Origin of the sequence: Myroides albus, assembly GCF_009711045.1 — a bacterium.
Lineage (GTDB): Bacteria > Bacteroidota > Bacteroidia > Flavobacteriales > Flavobacteriaceae > Flavobacterium > Flavobacterium album_A.
Map to the genome: position 1 here is coordinate 1 of NZ_WMJX01000027.1, position 23,050 is coordinate 23,050.

The 23,050-nt window shown below is 32.2% G+C and carries 19 protein-coding genes and 1 pseudogene; 3 read left to right on the forward strand and 17 right to left on the reverse strand.

All coding sequences use genetic code 11. The features are described from left to right. Window positions 1-36 precede the first annotated feature (36 nt). The 3 genes and pseudogenes from GJV76_RS11340 to GJV76_RS11350 all read right to left on the reverse strand — a co-directional run. A pseudogene (locus GJV76_RS11340) lies at window positions 37-1,947 on the reverse strand (TraG family conjugative transposon ATPase); the annotation flags it as partial. A gap of 4 nt (window positions 1,948-1,951) precedes the next feature. Continuing rightward, window positions 1,952-2,275, reverse strand: a complete 324-nt coding sequence (locus GJV76_RS11345; RefSeq protein ID WP_155092736.1) for a DUF4133 domain-containing protein — start codon at window positions 2,273-2,275, stop codon at window positions 1,952-1,954. An 11-nt stretch (window positions 2,276-2,286) separates the two neighbouring features. Next, the gene (locus tag GJV76_RS11350) at window positions 2,287-2,595 is read right to left on the reverse strand and encodes a DUF4134 domain-containing protein (protein ID WP_155092737.1); all 309 of its coding nucleotides are present in this window, start codon (window positions 2,593-2,595) and stop codon (window positions 2,287-2,289) included. A 969-nt stretch (window positions 2,596-3,564) separates the two neighbouring features. Here GJV76_RS11350 and GJV76_RS11355 point away from each other — a divergent pair. Continuing rightward, window positions 3,565-4,467 (forward strand): DUF4299 family protein, encoded by a 903-nt coding sequence (locus GJV76_RS11355; RefSeq protein ID WP_160339944.1) that lies wholly within the window; start codon window positions 3,565-3,567, stop codon window positions 4,465-4,467. A 153-nt stretch (window positions 4,468-4,620) separates the two neighbouring features. Here GJV76_RS11355 and GJV76_RS11360 read toward each other — a convergent pair whose 3' ends face one another. The 3 genes from GJV76_RS11360 to GJV76_RS11370 form a co-directional block, all read right to left on the reverse strand. Then, entirely contained in the window at window positions 4,621-6,219 is a 1,599-nt protein-coding gene (locus tag GJV76_RS11360; protein ID WP_155092739.1) for a DUF6850 family outer membrane beta-barrel protein, read from the reverse strand. Further along, entirely contained in the window at window positions 6,216-8,984 is a 2,769-nt protein-coding gene (locus GJV76_RS11365; RefSeq protein ID WP_155092740.1) for a TonB-dependent receptor, read from the reverse strand. Before GJV76_RS11365 ends, GJV76_RS11360 begins: the two co-directional genes overlap by 4 nt. A 209-nt stretch (window positions 8,985-9,193) precedes the next feature. Further along, window positions 9,194-10,363, reverse strand: coding sequence for a DUF4876 domain-containing protein (locus tag GJV76_RS11370; protein ID WP_155092741.1), 1,170 nt, complete (start codon window positions 10,361-10,363; stop codon window positions 9,194-9,196). A gap of 670 nt (window positions 10,364-11,033) precedes the next feature. Between GJV76_RS11370 and GJV76_RS11375 the strand changes: the two genes are divergently transcribed. Together GJV76_RS11375 and GJV76_RS11380 are read left to right on the forward strand one after the other, a co-directional pair. Then, the gene (locus GJV76_RS11375) at window positions 11,034-11,447 is read left to right on the forward strand and encodes a cold-shock protein (protein ID WP_155092742.1); all 414 of its coding nucleotides are present in this window, start codon (window positions 11,034-11,036) and stop codon (window positions 11,445-11,447) included. A gap of 32 nt (window positions 11,448-11,479) precedes the next feature. Then, window positions 11,480-11,671, forward strand: coding sequence for a cold-shock protein (locus GJV76_RS11380; protein WP_155092743.1), 192 nt, complete (start codon window positions 11,480-11,482; stop codon window positions 11,669-11,671). Window positions 11,672-11,887: 216 nt separating this feature from the next. On the opposite strand, the gene wecB is transcribed toward GJV76_RS11380, so the two are convergent. The 11 genes from wecB to GJV76_RS11435 form a co-directional block, all read right to left on the reverse strand. Next, complete coding sequence (gene wecB / locus GJV76_RS11385; RefSeq protein WP_155092744.1) at window positions 11,888-13,006, reverse strand: non-hydrolyzing UDP-N-acetylglucosamine 2-epimerase; 1,119 nt, start codon at window positions 13,004-13,006, stop codon at window positions 11,888-11,890. A 55-nt stretch (window positions 13,007-13,061) separates the two neighbouring features. Continuing rightward, window positions 13,062-14,267 (reverse strand): glycosyltransferase family protein, encoded by a 1,206-nt coding sequence (locus tag GJV76_RS11390; protein ID WP_155092745.1) that lies wholly within the window; start codon window positions 14,265-14,267, stop codon window positions 13,062-13,064. Then, entirely contained in the window at window positions 14,254-15,513 is a 1,260-nt protein-coding gene (locus tag GJV76_RS11395) for an O-antigen translocase (protein WP_155092746.1), read from the reverse strand. The genes GJV76_RS11390 and GJV76_RS11395 overlap by 14 nt, the downstream gene beginning before the upstream one ends. Beyond that, window positions 15,513-16,610 carry a DegT/DnrJ/EryC1/StrS family aminotransferase gene (locus GJV76_RS11400; RefSeq protein ID WP_155092747.1) on the reverse strand — a complete coding sequence of 366 codons (1,098 nt, stop codon included), beginning with the start codon at window positions 16,608-16,610 and terminating at the stop codon, window positions 15,513-15,515. The genes GJV76_RS11395 and GJV76_RS11400 overlap by 1 nt, the downstream gene beginning before the upstream one ends. Before the next feature lie 24 nt (window positions 16,611-16,634). Next, entirely contained in the window at window positions 16,635-17,132 is a 498-nt protein-coding gene (locus tag GJV76_RS11405; protein WP_155092748.1) for an acyltransferase, read from the reverse strand. Further along, window positions 17,119-17,538, reverse strand: coding sequence for a sugar 3,4-ketoisomerase (locus GJV76_RS11410; RefSeq protein WP_155092749.1), 420 nt, complete (start codon window positions 17,536-17,538; stop codon window positions 17,119-17,121). The genes GJV76_RS11405 and GJV76_RS11410 overlap by 14 nt, the downstream gene beginning before the upstream one ends. Continuing rightward, window positions 17,531-17,938 carry a sugar 3,4-ketoisomerase gene (locus GJV76_RS11415; protein WP_155092750.1) on the reverse strand — a complete coding sequence of 136 codons (408 nt, stop codon included), beginning with the start codon at window positions 17,936-17,938 and terminating at the stop codon, window positions 17,531-17,533. The genes GJV76_RS11410 and GJV76_RS11415 overlap by 8 nt, the downstream gene beginning before the upstream one ends. 2 nt (window positions 17,939-17,940) lie before the next feature. After that, window positions 17,941-18,810 (reverse strand): glucose-1-phosphate thymidylyltransferase RfbA, encoded by an 870-nt coding sequence (gene rfbA, locus GJV76_RS11420; RefSeq protein ID WP_155092751.1) that lies wholly within the window; start codon window positions 18,808-18,810, stop codon window positions 17,941-17,943. Window positions 18,811-18,952: 142 nt separating this feature from the next. Continuing rightward, window positions 18,953-20,002 (reverse strand): dTDP-glucose 4,6-dehydratase, encoded by a 1,050-nt coding sequence (gene rfbB / locus GJV76_RS11425; RefSeq protein WP_155092752.1) that lies wholly within the window; start codon window positions 20,000-20,002, stop codon window positions 18,953-18,955. Between the two features lie 433 nt (window positions 20,003-20,435). After that, window positions 20,436-21,620: a porin gene (locus tag GJV76_RS11430; protein ID WP_155092753.1), complete on the reverse strand. Its 1,185-nt coding sequence runs from the start codon at window positions 21,618-21,620 to the stop codon at window positions 20,436-20,438. Window positions 21,621-21,640: 20 nt separating this feature from the next. After that, the gene (locus GJV76_RS11435; RefSeq protein ID WP_155092754.1) at window positions 21,641-22,987 is read right to left on the reverse strand and encodes an anaerobic C4-dicarboxylate transporter family protein; all 1,347 of its coding nucleotides are present in this window, start codon (window positions 22,985-22,987) and stop codon (window positions 21,641-21,643) included. Between the last annotated feature and the right edge of the window lie 63 nt (window positions 22,988-23,050).

A 23,050-nucleotide genomic window follows, 5' to 3' on the forward strand; every position in this document is an offset into this window, starting at 1 on the left:
AAAGGACATTTCTTATGCAACCTTGACGGGCGCACCCTTTATACTATCTATTTCAAAGACAATAAACCTTTTAGAGAGTAGATCCAACTCCTTATTGGAGTTTAATAAGTAATCATATTCGCCACCTTTATAATAAGGCTCTAAAACATTGAGAAGATTGTGTAAGTCAAAGTCTTTTTCCCTTACTTTTTTAAAATCTAATTCACTTTTATAATCAGTATTTAAATACTGATAAAAACCATTAAAACTCGGAATATTACTTTTGTCTTCAAGAGTTTTTAAATAACCATTTACAGCGTTAGATATAGCTACTTCCTCTGAACGGGTTGCGGGCTGATCATCGCGTTTCCAAAGAGTTAGAATCAGGGTTTTGATACTCTCTTTTTTCTCAATATCAAAAATACCATCTTGGGTATAGAAAGGATTAAATGAAATTGGATTCTCTTGGGTATAGGTAAAGTAAATACCATCTTGATTATTTGATTTACCACCAATTAAATCACAGAGTCCTTTATAAGAATTTCCTGTATCGACAATTAATACATGAGCGCCTTGTTCGTGATATTGCCTTAAGAGGTGATTGGTAAAAAAGCTTTTACCACTACCGGAAGGCCCAAGAATAAATTTATTGCGATTAGTAATGATTCCCTTTTTCATTGGAAGATCTGAAAGATCAATAAAAACAGGTCTTCCACTTAAACGATCAGTCATTTTAATTCCAAAGTCAGATTGTGAATCTTTAGAATTAGTCTCTGAATTAAAAAAACAAATAGCAGGTGCAACAAAACTATAAAAACTCTCCTCGCTTGGAAAATCTGAGCTATTACCAGGTATACCTGCCCAAAAAAGAACAGCCGAATCAACCGTATTGTGTCTAGGTATACATCCCATTGATGCAATACTACTTGTTACTTTATTTTTAATTTGTTTTAATTCTTGTGGACAATCCGACCAAGTCATCACATTAAAATGAGCACGTATGGATTGTAGTCCTTGGCTATGGGCTTGATTTAAATACTGTTCTATCCATTGCTTGTTGATTTGATTAGAACGGCTATACCTAGAGAGAGAATGCATGTTTTTTGCCCTTTTCTCAAACATTTTTAAGTTATCATCACTATCTTCAATAAAAAGATATTGATTGTAGATGTGATTACAATCTAGTTGTAACGATACATGACTGGCAAAACTAACTAAGAGTTCACTTTTATCACTAGAGAGTTTATCATAAGCCCTAGCCATAGAAACCTCTAAAGGAAGATCGAAAGGGTTGGAAAAAGTAAAAAAATTTATAACATTCTCTCCTACCCTAACTCTTTGAGCATTAAGCTCAATGTCTTCTAAAACAGCATTATCTTGCTCATTTAAAGACATATACCTTTGTAAGAGTCCACCTTGACTAGTTGTTCCAACAATTTGGTTACTACAGAGTTTTTGTATCGAGAAATACTCACTGTCGTTTAAGATTCTTTCAAACTGTAGACAGGCCTGTTCGAAGTTCTGCAAAACTGTTTTATCTTTAATTTGCTTTGGTACTAATTCACCATAGACTAAGGATGAAAAATTACTGCGGCTTTGAATTCTTTGCTTGTTTGTCTTAGTTATATATAAATAACATTCGTGTTTTAAAAAACCACGACCCATAAAGTGTTTTTCAAAACTCTGACTCAAATAACTCATTTGTTGTAAATCATCTAAACAAGAGTAACTATGGTTTGTAAACCAATCTTGTTTGTGTACAATGGTAAAATCAGGCAAAACTTTTAAAGCCTTTTCCCAAAGAGAATGTATAGCTTGGTAATCCTGACTTGATAAAGAAAATATCTCGGGTAATTCAACCTTGTAACAAAATGTGATATCTGCTTGTTTGGATATTATGCAGTTTTGTTCCACACTTAAAAGGGGAAACATCCGCTTTAGAGTGTTTGCTTTGGCAATATTTCTCATAAAGTTAAGTGTTAGAATTAAACTCAAAAAAAGTAGTTATACACTCCCTTGATATGATGTATTTTGGAAAAGACCTTCTAGCTACAAGCTTTAATAGTCCATACTGACCGTATTTGTAATTAAAGTGAAAAACCAAACAGGTAAGACTAACAATTAATACACTGGCTAAAAAAAGACAAACATAACTTGATACACCCAGTATATAGAGCATCATAACAACTATAAGTACACCTAAAAAACCACCAGCCAAGTAAAATAGATACTGGGCTTTTAGACCATTAAATTCAACACAACTACCTGTGCCTTTATTAATACTATATTTTTGCATACTCAATGGGTTTATAAAAAGAATGATCTTAGAATTGTAGCCGCTACAATTAAAAAAATACACGCGCCAAACCAGCTTGCTGCAGTTTTACTAGTATCTGGGTCTCCACTAGAGAATTTATTATATACTTTAACCCCTCCAATAAGCCCCACCACAGCACCTATGGCATAGATCAGTTTGGTGGCAGGATCAAAATATGAAGTAACCATTTGAGTTGCCTCGGTAATACCTGCTATTCCATTTCCTTGGGCAAGTAGAGTTCCACATTGCAAAAAAACAAAGTAGAAAAAAACACTTTTAATGTTTAAAAACTTTTTCATAATAAATAGATTTAGTTAATAATCAAGTACCTTACTTGATTTTAATTAAATATCTACTTATAAAAAGTTAAGTATTTAAAAAGGAATAAAAAGTCCGTATTTGACTTAAAAACGCTCAGTATAAGCAAATTAAAAGCTTACAATAACCACTAGTTAAAAAAGCAAACAGAATATCGAGGTATCTCGATTGTGAAATCCTATAAGTAAAACACAAAAAAAGAAGACTATCAAGATTAATAATCAAACAACTCTATAATACAACTATGCACTATAAATAAAAACATATTAAATGTAAAAAGGATAGCTAAGTAAGCCATCCTTTTCATTCAAAATATAAAATAAAAATACAAAGTAACCAATAGTTACTCTTACTACATTACGATTTTTTAGAAAATGCTACTATAGAAATCAAATAGCGCCTTTCTATTTGCCCTTCTTTGTTCTTTGATTTTCTAATACAAAATTAGAATTAATATTCTATAGAATAAATATCTAAAATGCGATTTACACAAAAGATAAATCACATTGTCAAATTTCTAATCTAAACAAAATGTGTTCCATAAGTAAATCAATATACTTTCAGCTTCTAAGATAAGTAAATTAGACAATAGATAAAAAGGACAGTAAAACTTCCTTCAGCCATAGAGAAGATACAAATCATCAAAACATCGCACAATGACTTAATAATAAGTGTATTGAGGATTTTTTCCACTATTTATAAAAAGCACCCGTTTCTCTTAACAAAATATAACTATGCTAAAATTATAACACAATTACTAATAATTCAACAATACATATTCAAGATATCCGTGTACCATTTAATACCAAATCCACTTAAAAACAAGGCGTTGATGCCTAAAAGCACTTAAAAAGTATAAATTAAAGAATTATAATCAATGGTGTAAATAAATCGAGATAGTTACAAAAAACAAAATGGATATCCCTATATTTGAAATAAAAAGAAAAACCATGGCAATCGAAATACGAATAAAACAAAAAGGACTGTTCAAAAAAGCTATTAATTTAGCAGTCATAGAATCTTTATTTGACAACCCTGTACTCCTTGGATGTAGAGACCTTAACTCTGCTTATGTCTTGGAGGAGTTACGCGATAGCCAGATTGAAGAAATCAATATAGTGGCAGTCAATCCAAAGCAGATCGGAAGGGGATTCATCCTCTCTAAGGATGCAAAGGACTTGAAAGTTTCACTGAATGTACCAGCTACCGAGCAAGACATAACAGATTTCTTTCACTGCATAGAATCAGCTTGCAAATTGTTTAAAGTGCATACCTTTATCTTAGACGACGAAAAAGAGATCGAGTTGGCAGGACTGAATGAACTCAAACAGGATATACAGGCATGGAACAACAATTACCTGTTAGAGCAAGTGGCTCAGCTTCAACAAAAGCAAATGACCTTTGTTGTATTTGGTGGATACAATCCTATCTATATTTCTTCAGCAACTTTAGATCACTGGGTTAAATTGCCAGTAGAAGAATTAACCGATACTTTTAAACAATTCCTACATCAAAAGCAAAGCGAAGACCTTTACTATATGAAACCGATGTTTTATCAAAACCAACAAGGAGAAATCCTGGGAGCCTATAGCCTAACGTTAGGGGTAAGTAGTATTGTTCCAAAACAGGCCTTTGTCCCTGTCATTACTTCAGGACTACCCGATGGGATAAAACCTACTCATTGGCAACTGGCCTTGGTGATGCTATCCGAAAAGCAAGAACCTACAATAAAATATATAGACTACGATTCCTTTGTCAAAGTGATTAATCAAATGAACTTAGAACACTACGACGAGAATCACTATATCTTAAGAGAACCTAATCAATTGCTTTTTGATCAGTTACTAAAATAGGTTCATTATAAAGATCAATCACATAATCTTTGAAATAACAAGAACATTAATTTTATCTAGTAAAAAAGTATTTTAAAAAGAACTTGCTTTTCTACTCCAAACAAATAAACGCTAGTTTATCTAAAAGCAAAAACTAGCGTTTTTTGTACTGGGTTAAAACCTATAATACAAACTAGTAAAAGCGCTTAAATAATTAATATCTACTACCTGCATTGTTTTCAACTTTGTGGAATCAGCCCAAAGCTTAGATACTTGAACTTTAATTCCTATTTGTTGATTACCTTTAAGGCGATAGTTATAATCGACAAATAAAGCTAACATATTTTTATCCAATGAATCATACAGAAAAACTGGATAATAAATTTCATTATACAAGCTTGAAAATCTATTGTCATTTTGCGCTAAGGCCTTAGTTGTGTTTTCTAATTGATAGATAACTCCCCAAGTTAAATGATTTTTATTTCCCTTGTAATCTGATTTTATCTCAGCACTAAAAGTATCTTTATCTAATTGCGATCTAAAATTACTTGCTTTATACTTCTCATTCAGTGATTGGTTTTGGTAGCCCAACAAAAATGAATAACTACCACTGTTATTCGATCGATAAGTTATTTCTGTTTGTATCCTTAATCTATTTTGCTTTAGACTATAAGCTTGTAAAGAACCAATCTTTACATAATCATATACCCCACTATAATTCTGATTAACACGCGTATAACTATACCTATTCTCAGTACCTTTTAAAGTCTTATTTTGATAAAACAGATTTATTTTACTTAGCCAATTCGATGAAATATAGTACTTTAAAACTGTTGAAAGTGAAATAATTGAAGTTTTTAATTGATGTAAATTAATGGGAATTTGCTCCTCTGTTTTCATATTTCTACTTTTGGCTAACAACAATAAATCTATATTAAACTTTCTGTCTTTCCATAGAGAGCTAGAAAGGTTTACATCGAATTGATCTTGAGTATAAATGCGCTTTCTTGAAAATACATAATCCTTATGTTCGTGATCAATCATACCAAAACCACGTAAAACAAAAAACTGTTGTTTTATGTTTCCTTTCCAAACATCAAGCTCTTGAGTTTGCCTGTGTAGTTGATAAGTTGTACTTAATCCAAAATCAAAACTCTTATTTAAATGATAAACACTACCTAGTTCAACTGAGAACCAAGAAGAAATATTTCGAGCTCGCGGATCTGTTTGTTTAAAGGAATAATCCCCTGTGTAAGTTAAGTTAGTACCTAAAACAAAATTTTTTATTCTTTTACTATAACGTGCACTTAAATCATAATTCTGATACTTATAATCTCCTTGTTTTAAATTAATCATTTGATAAGGGCCGTAAATTGATGAGACTCTAGAAGTAAATCCGTAGATATCCTGCTGTACCCCTTTTCTAACCACAACCTGCGAAAAGAAATTAGAAGTACTATCCACAGGTGTAAACCAACGAGCTGTAATACCATACTCACTTGATTTTTTACCTTTGTCTATTCTATATGATTTATCTTGATTTTGATTGTGATAAAACAATTCTAAATAGGTCTGTGCCCCCACATGACTATAATTATTTAAATAAGCAGAATTAAATACAAACTTTGGCAAATCACCTGGGTTAGTATTTAATATAAACTCATTATCATCTAAAGCAAAATATTGACTTGTTAGCTTATTTGTTTGACCTATTGCTAAACAAGTGAACAAGAAAATAAAACAAACAATTATTCTTATTGCAAATTGTTTCATAACGCATCTAATTTTAAAGTTACTTCAACTCCAAAATATGCTGAAGACCATTTGCGCTGGTTTACATTGTAATTATTCTTATACTTAGAGTTTAGATTTAAAATATTATTGACAAAAAAAGATATACTTCCAAAATTTTTAATCTCTTTACTTCCCTTAAAGTTGACCATAAAATCAGGTCTGGTTGTATCTTTAGAAAAATTAGTTTTTTCATTGCGCAAATCCAATGAAATTAAGTCAGGGTTATCAATTTTAACCTTATCGTAATCAATTTTATAAATAGTATTAGTCTTATCCAAATAAGCTGAAGGGACAAAAGATTCATTACTTGATAATTGAGAAGATGTATACCATAATGCTTGAATAAAGGTTGTAAAAACAAGTTTCAAACGCGGTATTCTTGTATTAAACCAAACATTAGTATTCAAGCGGCTAAGAGTTATCTCAGGAGCATTATCATATATACCTACATAAGGATATAACTCATTATTAGTGATTGTTTTAGGATAATACATCTTGGGTTGATTTGAGCCATATTTAGTTTTATAATAAGCCCCGTTAATTTCAATACTTGTAGATAAAAATTTAATCTCTGGCAATACAATCCTATACTCAAGCCCCTTCTTATGTAACTCACTACTATTTAATGCCCTTGGAAGCATAATAAAATTATGCTGGGTATCCATATCAAAATCCCCTATAGATGGCTTACCTACAATAGGCTTATTAGCAGTGGTTAGCTTATTGTAATTAACAGGACTATACTGATAGTGATATTCAAAGCCTCTATCATATTTTTCATAAAAGCTGGTTAATGAGAACTCAAAATCCTTATATGAAAAATCCATACCAAATTCAAACTTCTTGGCTCTACTGGCTCTTAAATTCGGATTTTCTACATCGTGTATAAAAGTATGAGTAAGTAATAATCGATTCTCTGGTAAATTATCATACCAGTTTAAAACTTCTATATCTCGATAAATTCGATCAGGATACAAATAATCTAAAGTCGGAAGTTTGTTTTGCTGACCATATCCAATTCTAAAATTTGTATAGATATCTTGCTGTGAATTATAATTGGTTGTAAAATTCATTTGCAATCTTGGTTCAACCAAAACCTTGTTGTTTAAAAAATAAGATGAAGGTAAATTAAACATTTGCACACCTCTTAACCCGGTTGTTAAATCAATTTTTGAATCTAATTTATCTATGTTAATACCTATGTTGCTTTCAATATAATAAGCAGAGTGAATTAAAGAAGGAATTGAAGAATTTTTACGTGGGCGAATAAATGAATTATCAGAAGGAAAAGGTGGAAGATTGGGATCAATTACTGCGCCTTTTCCGTGATTCTTTACACTATTGTATTCTATCCCGTAAATAATATTTTGAGTGATCTTATCTGACAAATTCCAAAACTTCCCCGCATTGAATTGTAAAAACACATTCAGTGGAGCATTGTCCATTTGATAACTCGTCTTATATTTAGAAGGTAAAAAAAAAGCCTCATGTACTCCTGGCTGCGTCGCATTAGACATATTTATACCACCATCAGAATAAACAAGTAAGGAACGATCTAACACATCTTTTGTGTAATCAAAATGTGCAATAAGTTCAATATCGTCAATCCATTTTTTATCAAGCAAAGTAGATGCCTTCCATGTAAAGTCTAATTTGTGATATTTCACTTTGTAGAGTTCCTCATTATACTCGGTAGACTGGTCACTTTTATGATTATCTAAAGTTTGAGTATAATTCAATTTAGTATTAAGCTCAATATAATTCCCTAAAAAATCAAGACCTAAATTATGATTGATTTGAGAGGTAACCCTAGTGAATTTTGTCAAGGTTTCACGAACATCTGGTTTTGAGCTTAAAACATCCATACCTAAGTGTAATACACCATAGTTGGACCCCAAATCAATTCCTTTTCCAAGATAAGCCAACTGAACATTTGGATCTACCTTGGCGCGTATTTGCAAAGGGCTAACTCCTTGTTTTGCCTTAAGATTAATTTGTCCACTTGATAAATTCCCAACCTTAGCTGAGGAAATCCCCCTAACAACACTAATACTCTCAATATGGTCAGTTGATATCATACGCATATCTAGTCCAGAGTTAAACACAAGGTTTCTTTCCTTAGCAAAAGAAGTTCTAGAACCTTGAGTTAATCCATAAAGTTGATTTCTACTACCATCATTGTGCATTGAAACACCATTGGAGATAATAGATACACCTAAAGCATTATTTTGATCACCACCTGAACTACGAAAATTAACACCACTGAACTGATTTAAAGAAGATTGCTGATGTAAACTCCCTGGAAGAAGAATTAATGCATCAACAAGTGAGGTAGGCTGAATATAAGACAAGGCTGTTTGATTAATAACAGCCTTGTCTTTTGCTTTACTATTATATTTAGCCATAATAATAAATTCTTCCAATTCGATACTCTCCCTATTTAAATAAACCTTCGTCTTAGAAAAAGATGATACATCTAAGGTCTGCTCTAAAGGTAAAAAACCTAAAGCTTTAACGGTGTATTTATAACTGCCCTTGGGTAGCTTTAAGTATACTAGACCTTGAGCATTGGTTGTAAGCTCAAAATTAAGATCGAAAAATTCAAGAGTTGCATAAGAAATAGGTTCTCCTTGAAAATCTAAAACTTCAATAACAACGCTATACGTAGTGTTTTTAGAGTTATTAAATGCAAAACAAAAGCAGCTAATTAAAAATAATATAACAATAAAATATTTTTTTCTCATCGGTAATGATTCTACCATAGTCATACTAGTGGTCAGACTTTTGAAATTATACAATATATCCAATGTTAAGCCAATTAATAAAGCTTAGAAATTCTTAGTGAATTACTAGTAAATACTTTGTAAAATTCACTAAGAATTAATTGTGACTTTAATACTATAATATCTTTAGAGCTCGCCCACTTTTAAAGATATCATACAGAAGTTCAGCTCTATTTTGCGGGGAAGTTTCTTTGACCTACTCTAATTTCAAAATCCTCACTTGAATTATTTGTATCCATATAAACTTTTCTAGATGACTGGTTTTGTTTTATACGTCTAACATAAACCTCTCTTGTACCGGTATCTGAAACAGTAACATATCCTCTATCTATTTCATTTAATAGTGATTTATACTTTACTTGATTCACCTGTCCTGTTTCAACACCATCAACAATAATATCAACAGGAATTTTAAATACAGGTTTACTTCCATACATACTTTCAACAACAATAGAGTTTTCACTCAAAAAAGACTTAAGATCACCCTGTTGTCTAAACAAGAAAGCTGGTGAATAACCAACTCCATAGCCTAACATATCTGCATGAGTAGTCCCGTTTACAATCATATTAGGAACTTTTGGATTGTCAGTATCATTAGATGGCATAACAATTTCAAAATCAGCTCCACTTAAATCAGCTGCAGCTTTATTTTTTCCTTTCTCACTAAAATCTCTAGCTGAACGAGCCAAAACCACCTCTTGACCAGGAGCTATAGGATAGTCTGTTCCTGTACCTGGGAAAGTATATACAATAGCAGCTAAAACAGATTTTTCATCCATAGCTTGCTGGGTAGTTGCGTTATATGGAAACTTATTCCAATGTTCAGTAATCCCATAAGAAAGGCCATCTAAGTACTTAACCTTATCGCTATTATTATAGATAACAACGTACTGATCAGCTAATTCTACATACTCGCCATACTCGTCCTCTGCTCCCTCTCCCGAGGTAAAGAGTTCACTGATTATCAAACCTTGGTAAGTTGGTTTAACAAGCTCAATGTCAATGACAATAGATTCACTTTTATTAATTGACACATTACCTAGAAAACCAAATCCAATTTCTGGGCTCTCGAGATTAAAATCATAATTACCTACTTGTAATTCAATAGTAGCTAATCCCTTCTGATCAAGATTACCTTTGATAGACTCAGAAGTATTCTGATTGTAAACACTATAGGTAAAAGAGGAATAATCAGTTAATGTGCCACTTTTATCTTGACCTTTTACAACAATTGAGAATTTCTTTAATTCCTCCACTGAATTTGAATCATCACTTGAACAAGCTGTCAAGAAAAGCAATGTACAAATCAATAGAAAACTAGTGTTAATAATGTTTTTCATTTTATTTATTTAGATTAAATATAATTAGACGCAAACTTAATTAATTATTTTTAACTGTTCTAAATAATTAAATGAAATAAATTAACCTACTTAAATTCAAACAAATACACACAAATAAAGACATAAAAACACCATCTTAATGAAAAATAATTAATAATTTCTTAAGCATTTTTTTAGAAAATGATATAGTACACAAGTGAATAATTGAAAATCATGAGTCATAATCAGAACATTTTAAACAATAGAATAAAGTAAAATATTCAGTAATTAAATAAGTTTAAAGTAAAATCTATCCGCATTCTGTCATTTAAAACAAACAAATCCAAAATAAATACCTCCTATTAAATAAATTAATAGTATATTTGCCAAAGTATTTAATACAATAAAGTTTTTTGCTTTTATACATATATTCCTACCAGATTATTCTTCTAAGCATCTATTCTTTATTCTCATTTAGATAATTCATATTTATCGATACGAGAAGAATATAAAACAGCACCACAATCTGGTCTTCTTTTCCTATCTACAAGTTATTTGACTAGCTGAAACTAGCACACTACTTATAATATGTTTAACAGTTTGAGTTCTGTTTACCCATTAAGTATTCTGACACAGTGCAGATCGCTTAATACTAACTCAAGGATTAGATAATTATAAAATACAAATATTTATGGCAGACTCTTTTTCTAAGAAAGAAAAGATTAAAAAGAAGTTACAAAAACAAAAAGAAAAGGCTGAACGCAGAGAAGACCGAAAAACCAACAACAACAAAGGTAAGGACTTAGAGGATATGCTTGTTTATGTAGATTATTTAGGAAACTTAACAGACATCCCACCTGATCAGCAAGAAAAGGAAAGAGAGAAAACTAAACAACCTAAGAACCAAACAACAGAGTTCAAAGGAATAATAACCTTTATAAGTGAGAAAGGATTTGGATTTATCACTGAAGAAGGAACAAAAGAAAACGTGTTTATTCACAGTAATGATGTAGGTTTCCCACTGCAAAAAGGAGAGCTAATATCTTATCAGAAAGAAGAAAACGCTAAAGGTATTAGAGCTGTGAAAGTGCAGAAAATACAATAAACTGTTTATTACAATTTTTAAATATTTACATCATGCAAGAAGGAAAAGTAAAATTCTTCAATGAAACAAAAGGTTTTGGATTCATCACTCCAAGTAACGGAGGAGACGATATTTTCGTACATACTACAGGTTTAGTTGACCGTATCCGTGAAAACGACGAGGTTACTTACGAAGTAGAGAATGGAAGAAAAGGACTTAACGCAGTTAATGTTCGTAGAGCTTAATTACCCGTTTTAATTTAGCTCTTCTCTTAAAAGAGAATTACGCAATTACTTAAAAAGTATGAAGTTTTGACTTCATACTTTTTTTTGTTTGTTCTTGATGTAAAAAAAGTGCACTTTAAAGTGCACTTTTTTTATACTAACATACTTGCTATACTATAACTTACCTTGGATCATACAAAAGTCATCTAATACCATACTTTCCAAGTTTAATCACAATTACAATTTAGCAATAAAATCAACTATACGTTTACAAGCTTGCCCATCACCATAAGGGTTATGTAATTCTGACATTGCTGTATAATATTGCTTATCAAGTAACAATTTTGTTGCTTGGTTAACTATTAACTCTTTGTCTGTTCCCACCAAAACAACTGTACCAGCCTCTACAGCCTCAGGTCTTTCAGTTGTTTCACGCATTACAAGTACAGGTTTTCCTAAGCTTGGTGCTTCTTCTTGAACTCCACCACTATCAGTGATAATCAAATAACTTTGATTCATTAACCAAACAAAAGAGGGATAAGCTAATGGATTTATCAACTGTATATTTTCAATATCAGATAAAATTTTATAAACTGGTTCTTTCACATTCGGATTCAAATGCACTGGATAAATAATCTGCACATTATCATGTGCTATTGCAATTTCCTTTAAAGCTTCACAAATACGTATAAATCCATCTCCGTGATTTTCACGTCTATGTCCTGTTACTAATATTAATTTTTTATTGAAATTGACAATTTGCTTTAGATACTCAATTTCTTGAATTTCTACATCCTCTACTCGATCCACACTATCTAAAAGTGCATCAATAACAGTATTACCAGTAACTAGAATATCTTCCTGACTTATATTCTCTTTAATTAAATTCTCTTTTGAAGCATTTGTCGGAGCAAAATGATAATCTGCAACGCGCCCTGTAATCTGTCTATTAATCTCCTCTGGAAAAGGAGCACGTTTATTATGAGTTCGCAATCCTGCCTCTACATGACATACTTTAGCACCACTATAAAAAGCAGCAATACTCCCAGCCATAGTAGTAGTTGTATCGCCATGTACATAAACGTAGTCAGGTTCAAAATCTTCTAATATTGGCTTTAAACCAGTAATAATTTCACCTGTCAAAGAATACAGGTTTTGATTGGGTTTCATCAAATTTAAATCATACTCTGGTTCAATTCCAAAAAAAGACAAAACTTGATCAAGCATTTCTCTATGCTGTGCTGTTACACAAACACGAGTATCGAACTCATCGCTACGCTTTTTAAATTCCTTTACTAAAGGCGCCATTTTAATCGCCTCAGGACGTGTACCAAATATTATTAAATTCTTTTTCATACTAATTTACATTTACTCTTTCATTAATACTCATAACTAATGAAAAGACAACAATTTATTTCAATAAACTGTTTTTAAATCGTTTAATCTTAAATAAAATACCATAAATAAAAACTTTATTAAACTTAGTCTTTCTAAAGCTTATACTATCTAAAGTACTAGATACTGCTCTATGATATAACTCATTACACGTGTGCTCTATGGTGTGGTACTGCTTAAAGTAGTTATAACATTCATTCTCAATCGCTGCTAATTTACCATTAGTTATCACGTCAATTACTTCATCGAAACTATGATTGTACACAACCTCTTTCTTATACTCATCTCCTACTGAATAACGCGTTGACTCATACAACCATCTAAATTGGTTATTCATCTGCATTTCTTCAAAAGACAAATCTACTAAGATAATAGCCTTCTTTAAGCTAGCGACCTCTAAAGTAGAGGTTCCCATCCCAAACATAACATCAATATTTTGATAAATAAAATCGTATAATTCAGCCCCAGTTACAACTCCATGAAAACAAATACTAACATTTCTTGGCAAACTCTCTTTCTCCACTAAGTAACGACATTCTCCATCCCCGATAATATGAAATATAAACTGTTGATCATGATTAGTTAAAGCACGAAGTTTTAAATGTCTTAAAACATTAATCAAAGGATTAACTTTTTCAATACACAACCTACCTAGCCATCCCAAATGAATTGTAGCTGTCGGTACCTTTTTAGATACAAGTGGTACTTGTTTCTCTAAACAGAAAATAGGTAAAAAATCTTCTTTATGCAATGAGAAGTTAAACTTATCTCTCTGATAGTCTACATTGGAACCATCCATAAAAACAACAGCATTATGATTTAATAAAGCATTAATATCAGAAGTAAAATCAGTATACTTAAATCTAGAGAACTTGCAGTAAGTCGCTACTCGCTCATACAATCCTGCTGGATGTATAGACCAAAACAAAATACTGTAATTGCCTTTCAAACTAATGTTGACCCAAAAAGCAGAGGAAAAAGGACAAATAACAATTTGATTCTCTTTTAATTTCACTTTCACCAAATCACTATAGACTATGAATTCAACACTCTTAGATCCACTCAGCTCTCGCGCTACAAACCCGTCAGCATAGTCAATATACTGAACTTTTAGATTCATTTGTTCTGCCATAAACAAAGCGCTACGCATAAATAAATACTCTGCACCACCAACAACCTTACTAGGATAAAAAAAAACAATAGTTTTGTTAAACTCTTCCATTTCTAAATAAATAGTCTTTAAAGTAGATACTCATAAACACAAAATAACCAATATAATTAAAGAAAAAAGCAAGTGTAGCACCTTTAACTCCGTAAATTGGAATCATGATATAAGATAAAACAACATATAAAACCGAAAAAATAATTTCTGTAATAATATAGACTTTAGTTAATGCTTTTGCTAACATCAAATAAGCCAACAAGAAAGCTGCAATTTTAAATATATCACCTAACAATTGCCACAAAAACAACTCTTCCATTATATAAAATTCAGGTGTATATAAAATCCTAATTACAAAAAACCTAAGTACATACATTATAAGACAACTAACTACCACTAAAGGCATTATAAGCTTAAAACCTTTATACAACTCGCGAGTGATATCCTCTCTATCAATAAGAGTAGATAACTTAGGCAAATAGTATGTACCTAAGGCTGTATTAATGATTAATAAGTAAGCATCAGAAACTCTTATCATACCTTGCCAAATACCAGCAGAATCAATCCCCATATTAACAGTCAACATATTTCTAATAAGAATTTGTGCTACAGGAACAGTCATTGCACTAACAATAGCCATAAGGCTATATCCACTTAATTTCTTCGCTATATCTCTATCATAAAGACTCCATTTAATTTCATGCACAATCAGTTTTTTCTTGTACACGATAAATAGAGACACGAAAAATATAGCAGTTTGTGACAATATCAATGCTAATAAAGCCCCTTCTATTTGAAAAAAGTAAACTAATACACATGTTAATACAAGTCCCAAAAGACTCCCTGCCATATTAACAATAGAATATATTTTTATTAATCCTTTTCCGTTTAATACAGATATTAATAAACTATTTAATGCATAAAAAACAATAGTAACACCCAAGACACGCACAATAGTTCCATACTGAGAAGTTGCAAAAATCAGTGTAGATAACCAGTTAGAAAGCGCCAATAGTAAAGCTCCTATTGCCAAAGAACACAATACAGAAATGCGGAACGAAGTACTAAAAAGCTTCTTACTTTTTTCTACATCATCTTGATATTCAGCAGTATACTTAACAACTCCTGTTTGAATAGCTCCATTGGCAAAGGCTAACACAATATTCAAGAAATTTCCAAAAGCTCCAATGGTTGCCACACCTGCAGCCCCTACAAACATAGCGACTATTTTTGTGGAAACAAATGCAGCAGTAGTCTTTACAATAGTAATTAATCCGGAATATAATGTTGTACTTATTAATTTCATTAAAACTTATTCAAACAATCAATAATATAAGCTACATCTTTATGTTCGATTACCTCGCTTATTGGCAGACTCAAAACTTGAGTATGAAGTAATTCACTAATAGGCAAATGCAATTCTTTCATCTCTTCGTATGCTTTTTGTTTATGAGGAGGAATTGGATAGTGAATTAAAGTTTGAATACCATTTTCTAAAAGGTAGTTTTGTAAAGCTTCACGTTGATTTGTTCGAATTACAAATAAGTGCCAAACATGAGCATCTATTTTCTCTACTTTAGGCAAAATAATCTTGCTGTTTTTAATTCCTGATAAATACATATTTGCTACGGCTCTACGCTTTTCTATTACAGTAGCTAATTTCCCTAACTTAATCTCTAAAAAAGCTGCATTCATCTCATCTAAACGACTGTTAACCCCTTTGTATAAGTTTTGATATTTTACATGTGATCCATAATTTAATAGCGCACGAATTACAGTTGCTAACTCATCATCATTAGTCGTTACAGCACCTGCATCTGCCAAGGCACCTAAGTTCTTACCTGGATAGAAACTATGTCCTGCTGCATCCCCAATTCCTCCAGATACTTTTCCATCTAACTGAGCTCCATGAGACTGAGCTCCATCTTCTATTACTTTAAGATTATGATTTTTTGCTATTGCATTAATGGCTTTCATATCGGCTAATTGTCCATATAAATGTACCACTAAGATAACTTTCGTTTTAGGTGTTATATGATTTTCTATTAGATTAGGATCCAAATTAAATGTATCCATATCAGGTTCTACTAATATTGGCACCAAATTATTAGCCGTAATAGATAGAATACTTGCTATATAAGTATTAGAAGGTACGATAACCTCATCTCCATCTTTTAATATCCCTAATTCTTTATATGCACGTAAAATTAACACTAAAGCATCTAATCCATTTGCTACTCCTATAGCATGCTTTACTCCACAGTATTTTGCATACGACTCTTCAAATGCTTTTACATTGTTACCTTGTAAGAACCAACCTGAATCTAAAGTTTGTTCAAAGGCTTGTTGAAAATCTGCTTTATACAGATTATTTATCTTTTGTAAATCTAAAAACTTAATCATATTCTCTATTTTGTTAATCAAATACTACTTTTCAGCAGGAGTAATTTCTCCTTCTGCCGAAATAAAACCTTTCAACTTAGCAGGATTTCCGTAATAAACACCAAAAGGTTCAACATCTTTAGTTACTACGCTACCTGCACCTATTAATGCCCCTTCACCAATTGTAATTCCACCTAGTAAAGTGCTGTTAGCTCCAATAGAACAACCTTTTTTCAAAACAGTTTGTTCAAATCGCAAAGGATACACCTTAGATCTGGGAATTAAATCATTTGTAAACGTTACATTAGGTCCAATAAAACAATTGTCCTCCACCTTTATACCATCCCATAGTTGAACACCAGATTTTACAGTTACATTATCTCCAACAACAACATCATTCTCAATAAAAACATTACAATTTATATTGCAATTTTTGCCAATTTCAGCCTGTTTCAAAACAACTACGAATTGCCAAATTTGTGTACCTTCTCCGATATTAACACTTTGCACATCGGCTAAAGGATGAATCTTAACCTCTTTCATAATATGCTAAATAATCATTGTAATTTCTAAAATAATCTGCTTCATCATAACCATGCGAAGCTAATACTAAACAAATTGAACCACTTGAGAAATTAATTTCTGTTGCCCAAATGCCAGGAGGAATATGTAAACCAACATCTGCTCTATTGAGAAACACTCTCTTTTTATCAACACCATCATCTAAAATAACATCAAAAGATCCGCTCGCAGCAATTAGAAATTGATGACATTCTTTATGAGCGTGATTCCCTCTTTCTTCTCCTCCTTTAATATCATAGAGATAAAAAACTCGTTTAACATTAAATGGTAAATCTTTGTTGTTTTCAACAGGTGTTATGCATCCAGCATCATTGTCTATTTTAGGTAATTGTATAATTTTACAATCCGCAAGAGATACTCTATTCATGTTGATTTCTTAATTTAATAAATTCATCAAAATCACGGATATAATCAGTCTCACTATATCTTGTACTCGCCAAAACAAAAGCTAAGGCATTAGACGAAAAATTTCTTATTGTTCTCCAATATAATTTAGGTACCAATACACCTTTATTGCTTCGGTTTAAAGAAAAAACTTGTTCTTTTTCTCCGTCATGTAACACTACATCAAAAGATCCCGACAAAGCCACAATTAGCTCTTGCTGCTCTTTAAAAGCATGACTACCTCTAATCTCTCCACCAGGAACATCATATATCCAATATACTCGTTCAATAACAAAAGGTATATTTACTAACTCTTGAATAATTGATAAACTACCACGTTTATCAGCGAACTTAGGTAAATCTATTAATTGCGGTTCTTTCATTTCTATTTAGCAATGCGTTTCAAGTATTCAAAATAATCTCCTTTTAAATCCTTTATATTTTCAAAAACTGATTCTTTAGTTATAAATTTCATGAGAATACCAATCTCTTCTAAACAAGCAATTTTTAAACTTGTGCGTTTCTCAACCGCTTTAACAAACTCAGTTGCTTCAGTTAGTGACTCATGTGTTCCTGTATCTAACCAAGCAAATCCACGCCCCATAGTTTGTAACTTTAATGTATCATTAGTTAAATAAGCTTGATTCACAGAAGTAATTTCTAATTCACCTCTATGAGAAGGTTTTACTTGTTTTGCAATTTTAACGACAGAATTGGGATAAAAATATAATCCCACAACAGCATAATTAGATTTAGGTGCAACTGGCTTTTCCTCCAAACTCAAGACATTTCCATCTTTATCAAACTCAGCTACGCCATAGCGTTCGGGATCATTTACATAGTATCCAAACACTACCGCCTTCTGTTCATTTTTCACGGTTTCTACTGATTTATTCAATATTTGTTGTAATCCAGCCCCATAAAAAATATTGTCTCCCAACACTAAACATACATCGTCATTACCTATAAACTCCTCCCCTATAATAAAAGCTTGTGCTAACCCGTCAGGAGTTGGTTGTTCAGCATAACTTAATTGGATACCTAATTGACTCCCATCTCCAAAAAGCTTTTGAAAATTAGGCAAGTCATGTGGCGTCGAAATAATCAATATCTCACGAATACCTGCCAACATCAAAACTGACAATGGATAATAAATCATCGGTTTATCATATATTGGCAACAATTGTTTTGATACTGCTAATGTTAGAGGGTGTAATCTGGTACCAGAACCTCCAGCTAATATTATTCCTTTCATATTTTTTTAAGCCTTTTTGTCTTCTTGAGATTTTGTTTTTAGATATGCTCTGTAGCAAAAAAACAAATCAACAATCTATTATTAATCGCAAAGTATTGTACCTCTGCATCTCTATAACCCCTTAACAGTAAACTGTCAACTATTACTTATATTGCTCTTTGTAGTAATCTTGATATGCTCCACTGGTCACATTCGCTAACCACTCTTGATTATTCATATACCAATCAATTGTCTTAGCTAACCCTTCTGGGAAGCTTACAGAAGGACTCCACCCTAATTCCTTATTAATCTTAGTAGCATCAATAGCATAACGTAAATCATGTCCAGGTCTGTCTTTGACAAAAGTAATTAGTTGCTCACTCTCACCTGCGGTACGACCTAACACTTGATCCATCTGCTTACACAATTCTTTCACTAAGTCAATATTCTGCCACTCATTAAATCCTCCAATATTATATGTCTCTGTATTACCTCCTTTGTGAAACACATCGTCTATAGCTCTTGCATGATCAATGACAAATAACCAATCACGTGTATATTTTCCATCTCCATAGATTGGCAATGGTTTATTGTGAATTATATTGTGTATACACAAGGGGATTAACTTCTCTGGGAAGTGATTCGGTCCATAATTATTAGAGCAATTACTAATTACATAGGGCATATTATAAGTCTCACCATAAGCACGTACAAAGTGATCTGAACTTGCTTTAGATGCAGAATAAGGTGAATTAGGATCGTAGGATGTTGTTTCTGTAAAAAGACCACTTTCCCCTAAAGTTCCATAAACCTCATCTGTACTAACATGGTAAAAACGCTTGTCCTGCCAATTGTCCTGCCATAGTGCTTTAAATGCTTGAAGTAGATTCACAGTACCTATGACATTTGTTTTAACAAAAGCTAATGGATCAGTAATAGAACGGTCAACATGTGACTCTGCCGCTAAGTGAATTACTCCATCAAATTGTTCTTTTTGAAACAACTCTTGTATAAATTCTTCATCAGTGATATCACCTTTTACAAAAGTATAATTAGCAGCATTTTCAATATCTCTAAGATTTTCTAAATTACCTGCGTAAGTTAGAGCATCAAGGTTATAGATATGATATTCAGGATATTTTAATACAAATTGTCGAACAACATGAGAGCCAATAAAACCAGCTCCACCAGTGATTACAATCTTTTTCTTCATTTTTTTACCTCAATTAAATTCTATTCTTTTTATTAGTTAATACCTTGTAATCGATATAACAAAAACTAACAAAACTATTCTAAACTCTTTTATTTTTTGATTGAATACTCTTAAAAGTAATGCAATCTTAATTCCAAACGAATAAGAGTCATTTCTTATTGTAATGTAGCAAAATTAAACCATTACAATGAAAAACACTATCTATTTCCCTGCAAACTTATTTATTATATTTTTTTATTTAAAAAATCTCATAATCACAAAACAAATACTATTTTTATAAAACAAACAATACATTATTTAACAATATTCAATAAAATTAATCGCTTTTAATATAACAAAGAAAACTTTCTACTTAATAACAAAAAAACAGCTACTTCATTTACATGAAATAGCTGTTCAATAAAAAAATTATAAATATAATTTACACTATAGCCTAAAGTATTAATAAAGGAGCTACAAATCCGATAGATAGTCTTCCTGTATTGTAGTTTTCTAATCCTAATTGATCTTTTGCAAATCCTGAGTGTTTGTAGTAACGTCCAACATAAGAAACAAAGAATCTAATGTTGATATCTTTAAATGGGATGTACTGAAGCTCTGGAATAAAACCATAACTTGTGCGTAAGTGGTTTGTTCCACTTTGCTCAGGTGTTACATTTTTACCATAAGCATCACTTGTCATTAAAGTAAGTGATAAATTAAGCTTAGGAGTAGCTAAGTATTCCATTTTAAGCCAGTTTTCCATATATGAAACATCTTGAGCTGTAGCTTGGTTATCACCTTGACTGTTTAACATCCCTGTAACAAGTCCTTTGCGATCAAGCCCCTCGTTACTGTATTTAAAGTCATACATTAAAGTAAGTTTATTATCTTGATATTTGTGACCAAGTGAATAATAATTCATTCCTTTTTTCTTAGCTTCTTGGAAATAACTATAACTGTAAATAGTCTCGAATTTACCATCGAAGAAACTACCTCTCCAGTTTGTAATATAAGCCATTGCAGTTTTTGATGTTTCTACTCCAACTGGCACAGTTCCTTTGTAAATATCTTCAAAATCACTGTTACGCGCATTTAGAACTTGTACACCAAATGTGTGATTTGGATTTACTTTATGGGTAATACCAACCCCTGTTAAGAAGTTATCGGCATATTCCAAGATATCGTTATATTCAACGATATCAATTGGATTCAAATCAAACTCGTATCCTCCCCAATCAGCACTCATTTTCCCTAAAGTAACTTGTGTATTTGGAGTCACATCTACCCCGATAAATGCAATATCAGTAGAACGAGCAAAATTATCGCGACTTCCTGGTTCTTTTGTTTTTGTATAACGATCTCTGAATCTAAAGAACACTTTCTCGTGTATCTTACCTTTAATTTCTAAACGACCTTGGTTATTATTAAATTTAGACTCGGTGTGATTACCGTCTAAAAATTGATTATCCAACCCAAAACGCATATTAAAGATTACATCAACGTTTTTCAATAAGTTTTGCTTCTCTGTTGGAATAATAGGTTTAGAGATAGAATCATTGCCAGATTGTTTCTCTAAGGCTTGACCAAACACAACGGCTTGCCCCATTAATGCCATTAATAATAATAATTTTTTCATGATATGATTATTTTTCAACTTTATATTACAATGGAACCTATCAAGAAACCGGCGGCGATCGCAACGACAATGGCTACTAAACCAGGTACCATAAAACTGTGATTAATTACAAACTTTCCAATCTTTGTACTTCCCGTGCGGTCAAAGTTGATTGCCGCTAATAGCGTTGGATATCCCGGTAAAACGAAATCGGCGTTTACAGCAGGGAAAATAGCAATCAAAGCAGGGTTAGACAATCCTAAAGCCATACCCAAAGGCATCATGGTTTTAGTAGTAGCAGCTTGGCTAAACATCAATGCACCTAATACAAATACAGCGATGGCAAAAGTCCAAGGATACATCGTTACAATCTCTTCCAAATAACCTTGAATTTCAACGTAGTTGTGACTCATAAAAGTAGCGCTCATCCACACCACACCGAAAACAGAAACAACGGCTGTGGCCATAGAGCTAAACAAACTTACTTGTGTTACTTTAACAGCACTTGTTTTAGTCAACAAAAGCATTGCTGCAGAAGCCGTTAAAGTTACCATACAAATAATAGCAACCATTTGCATCTCACCTGTAGCTTTCATTACCAAGCTTGCCTCACCTGGGGCAAACGTAGGTAGTATTCCAGGAAAAGCTCCTGCTAGTACAATTAAAAGAACTGCAATTGAAAAGATAATAACAGATAGTTTCGCACCTTTTTGTATTTCTTTTGGTTTACCATTCTCAGTAGAGTCCAAACTCGCCGCGAAAGCAGGGTCTTTCATCTTTTCAAGAAAGATTGGATCATCGTTTAATTCTTTACCCTTTTTCAAAACAGCTAAACAAGAAACAAAAATTCCAATGATACAAGCAGGAATACAAATTTTCATTATATCAATTAAAGCTCCTTGGTAATTCAATATAGTCGCTCCAGCGAAAGCCGCAGTAGCAGCACTCATTGGACTTCCAGTAATTGCTAAGTGAGAGGCAATAACAGAAACACTAAGTGGTCTCTCTGGTCTAATTCTCTTTTTAGCAGCCACCTCAGATATAATGGGTAGAAGCGAATATAACAAGTGAGCTGTTCCTGCAAACAAGCAGAAAAAATACACTGTAAATGGAGCGATAAATACTATTTTAGAAGGATTGCTTCGAATTACTTTCTCAGCCAGATACACAAGATAATCTAATCCTCCACAAGCTTGCAGAGTTGCGGCTGTTGTAACAATAGCCATAATCACAAGCATCACGTCAATAGGTGGATCTCCTGGGCGCATATCAAAGAAGAATACAAAAATGATAAGTCCTACCATTCCCATCACACCTAATCCTATTCCTTTCATCTGAGAGCCAATCAATATCATGGCTATCAATATAATAAACTGTATTAACAACATATTGTGTCAGTTTAATTTCACTTAAATAAGGGCATAAAAAAAGGAGCATGCCTTCTCTTAAGA

Bases quoted from the DNA above. Each gene is read 5' to 3' on its own strand.
- GJV76_RS11390 (WP_155092745.1), bottom strand. From the start codon at position 14,267: ATGGAAGAGTTTAACAAAACTATTGTTTTTTTTTATCCTAGTAAGGTT.
- GJV76_RS11405 (WP_155092748.1), bottom strand. From the start codon at position 17,132: ATGAAAGAGGTTAAGATTCATCCTTTAGCCGATGTGCAAAGTGTTAAT.
- GJV76_RS11375 (WP_155092742.1), top strand. From the start codon at position 11,034: ATGGCAGACTCTTTTTCTAAGAAAGAAAAGATTAAAAAGAAGTTACAA.
- GJV76_RS11355 (WP_160339944.1), top strand. From the start codon at position 3,565: ATGGCAATCGAAATACGAATAAAACAAAAAGGACTGTTCAAAAAAGCT.
- GJV76_RS11395 (WP_155092746.1), bottom strand. From the start codon at position 15,513: ATGAAATTAATAAGTACAACATTATATTCCGGATTAATTACTATTGTA.
- GJV76_RS11430 (WP_155092753.1), bottom strand. From the start codon at position 21,620: ATGAAAAAATTATTATTATTAATGGCATTAATGGGGCAAGCCGTTGTG.
- GJV76_RS11350 (WP_155092737.1), bottom strand. From the start codon at position 2,595: ATGAAAAAGTTTTTAAACATTAAAAGTGTTTTTTTCTACTTTGTTTTT.
- rfbB (WP_155092752.1), bottom strand. From the start codon at position 20,002: ATGAAGAAAAAGATTGTAATCACTGGTGGAGCTGGTTTTATTGGCTCT.
- rfbA (WP_155092751.1), bottom strand. From the start codon at position 18,810: ATGAAAGGAATAATATTAGCTGGAGGTTCTGGTACCAGATTACACCCT.
- GJV76_RS11400 (WP_155092747.1), bottom strand. From the start codon at position 16,610: ATGATTAAGTTTTTAGATTTACAAAAGATAAATAATCTGTATAAAGCA.
- wecB (WP_155092744.1), bottom strand. From the start codon at position 13,006: ATGAAAAAGAATTTAATAATATTTGGTACACGTCCTGAGGCGATTAAA.
- GJV76_RS11415 (WP_155092750.1), bottom strand. From the start codon at position 17,938: ATGAAAGAACCGCAATTAATAGATTTACCTAAGTTCGCTGATAAACGT.
- GJV76_RS11365 (WP_155092740.1), bottom strand. From the start codon at position 8,984: ATGAGAAAAAAATATTTTATTGTTATATTATTTTTAATTAGCTGCTTT.
- GJV76_RS11410 (WP_155092749.1), bottom strand. From the start codon at position 17,538: ATGAATAGAGTATCTCTTGCGGATTGTAAAATTATACAATTACCTAAA.
- GJV76_RS11435 (WP_155092754.1), bottom strand. From the start codon at position 22,987: ATGTTGTTAATACAGTTTATTATATTGATAGCCATGATATTGATTGGC.
- GJV76_RS11360 (WP_155092739.1), bottom strand. From the start codon at position 6,219: ATGAAACAATTTGCAATAAGAATAATTGTTTGTTTTATTTTCTTGTTC.
- GJV76_RS11380 (WP_155092743.1), top strand. From the start codon at position 11,480: ATGCAAGAAGGAAAAGTAAAATTCTTCAATGAAACAAAAGGTTTTGGA.
- GJV76_RS11370 (WP_155092741.1), bottom strand. From the start codon at position 10,363: ATGAAAAACATTATTAACACTAGTTTTCTATTGATTTGTACATTGCTT.
- GJV76_RS11345 (WP_155092736.1), bottom strand. From the start codon at position 2,275: ATGCAAAAATATAGTATTAATAAAGGCACAGGTAGTTGTGTTGAATTT.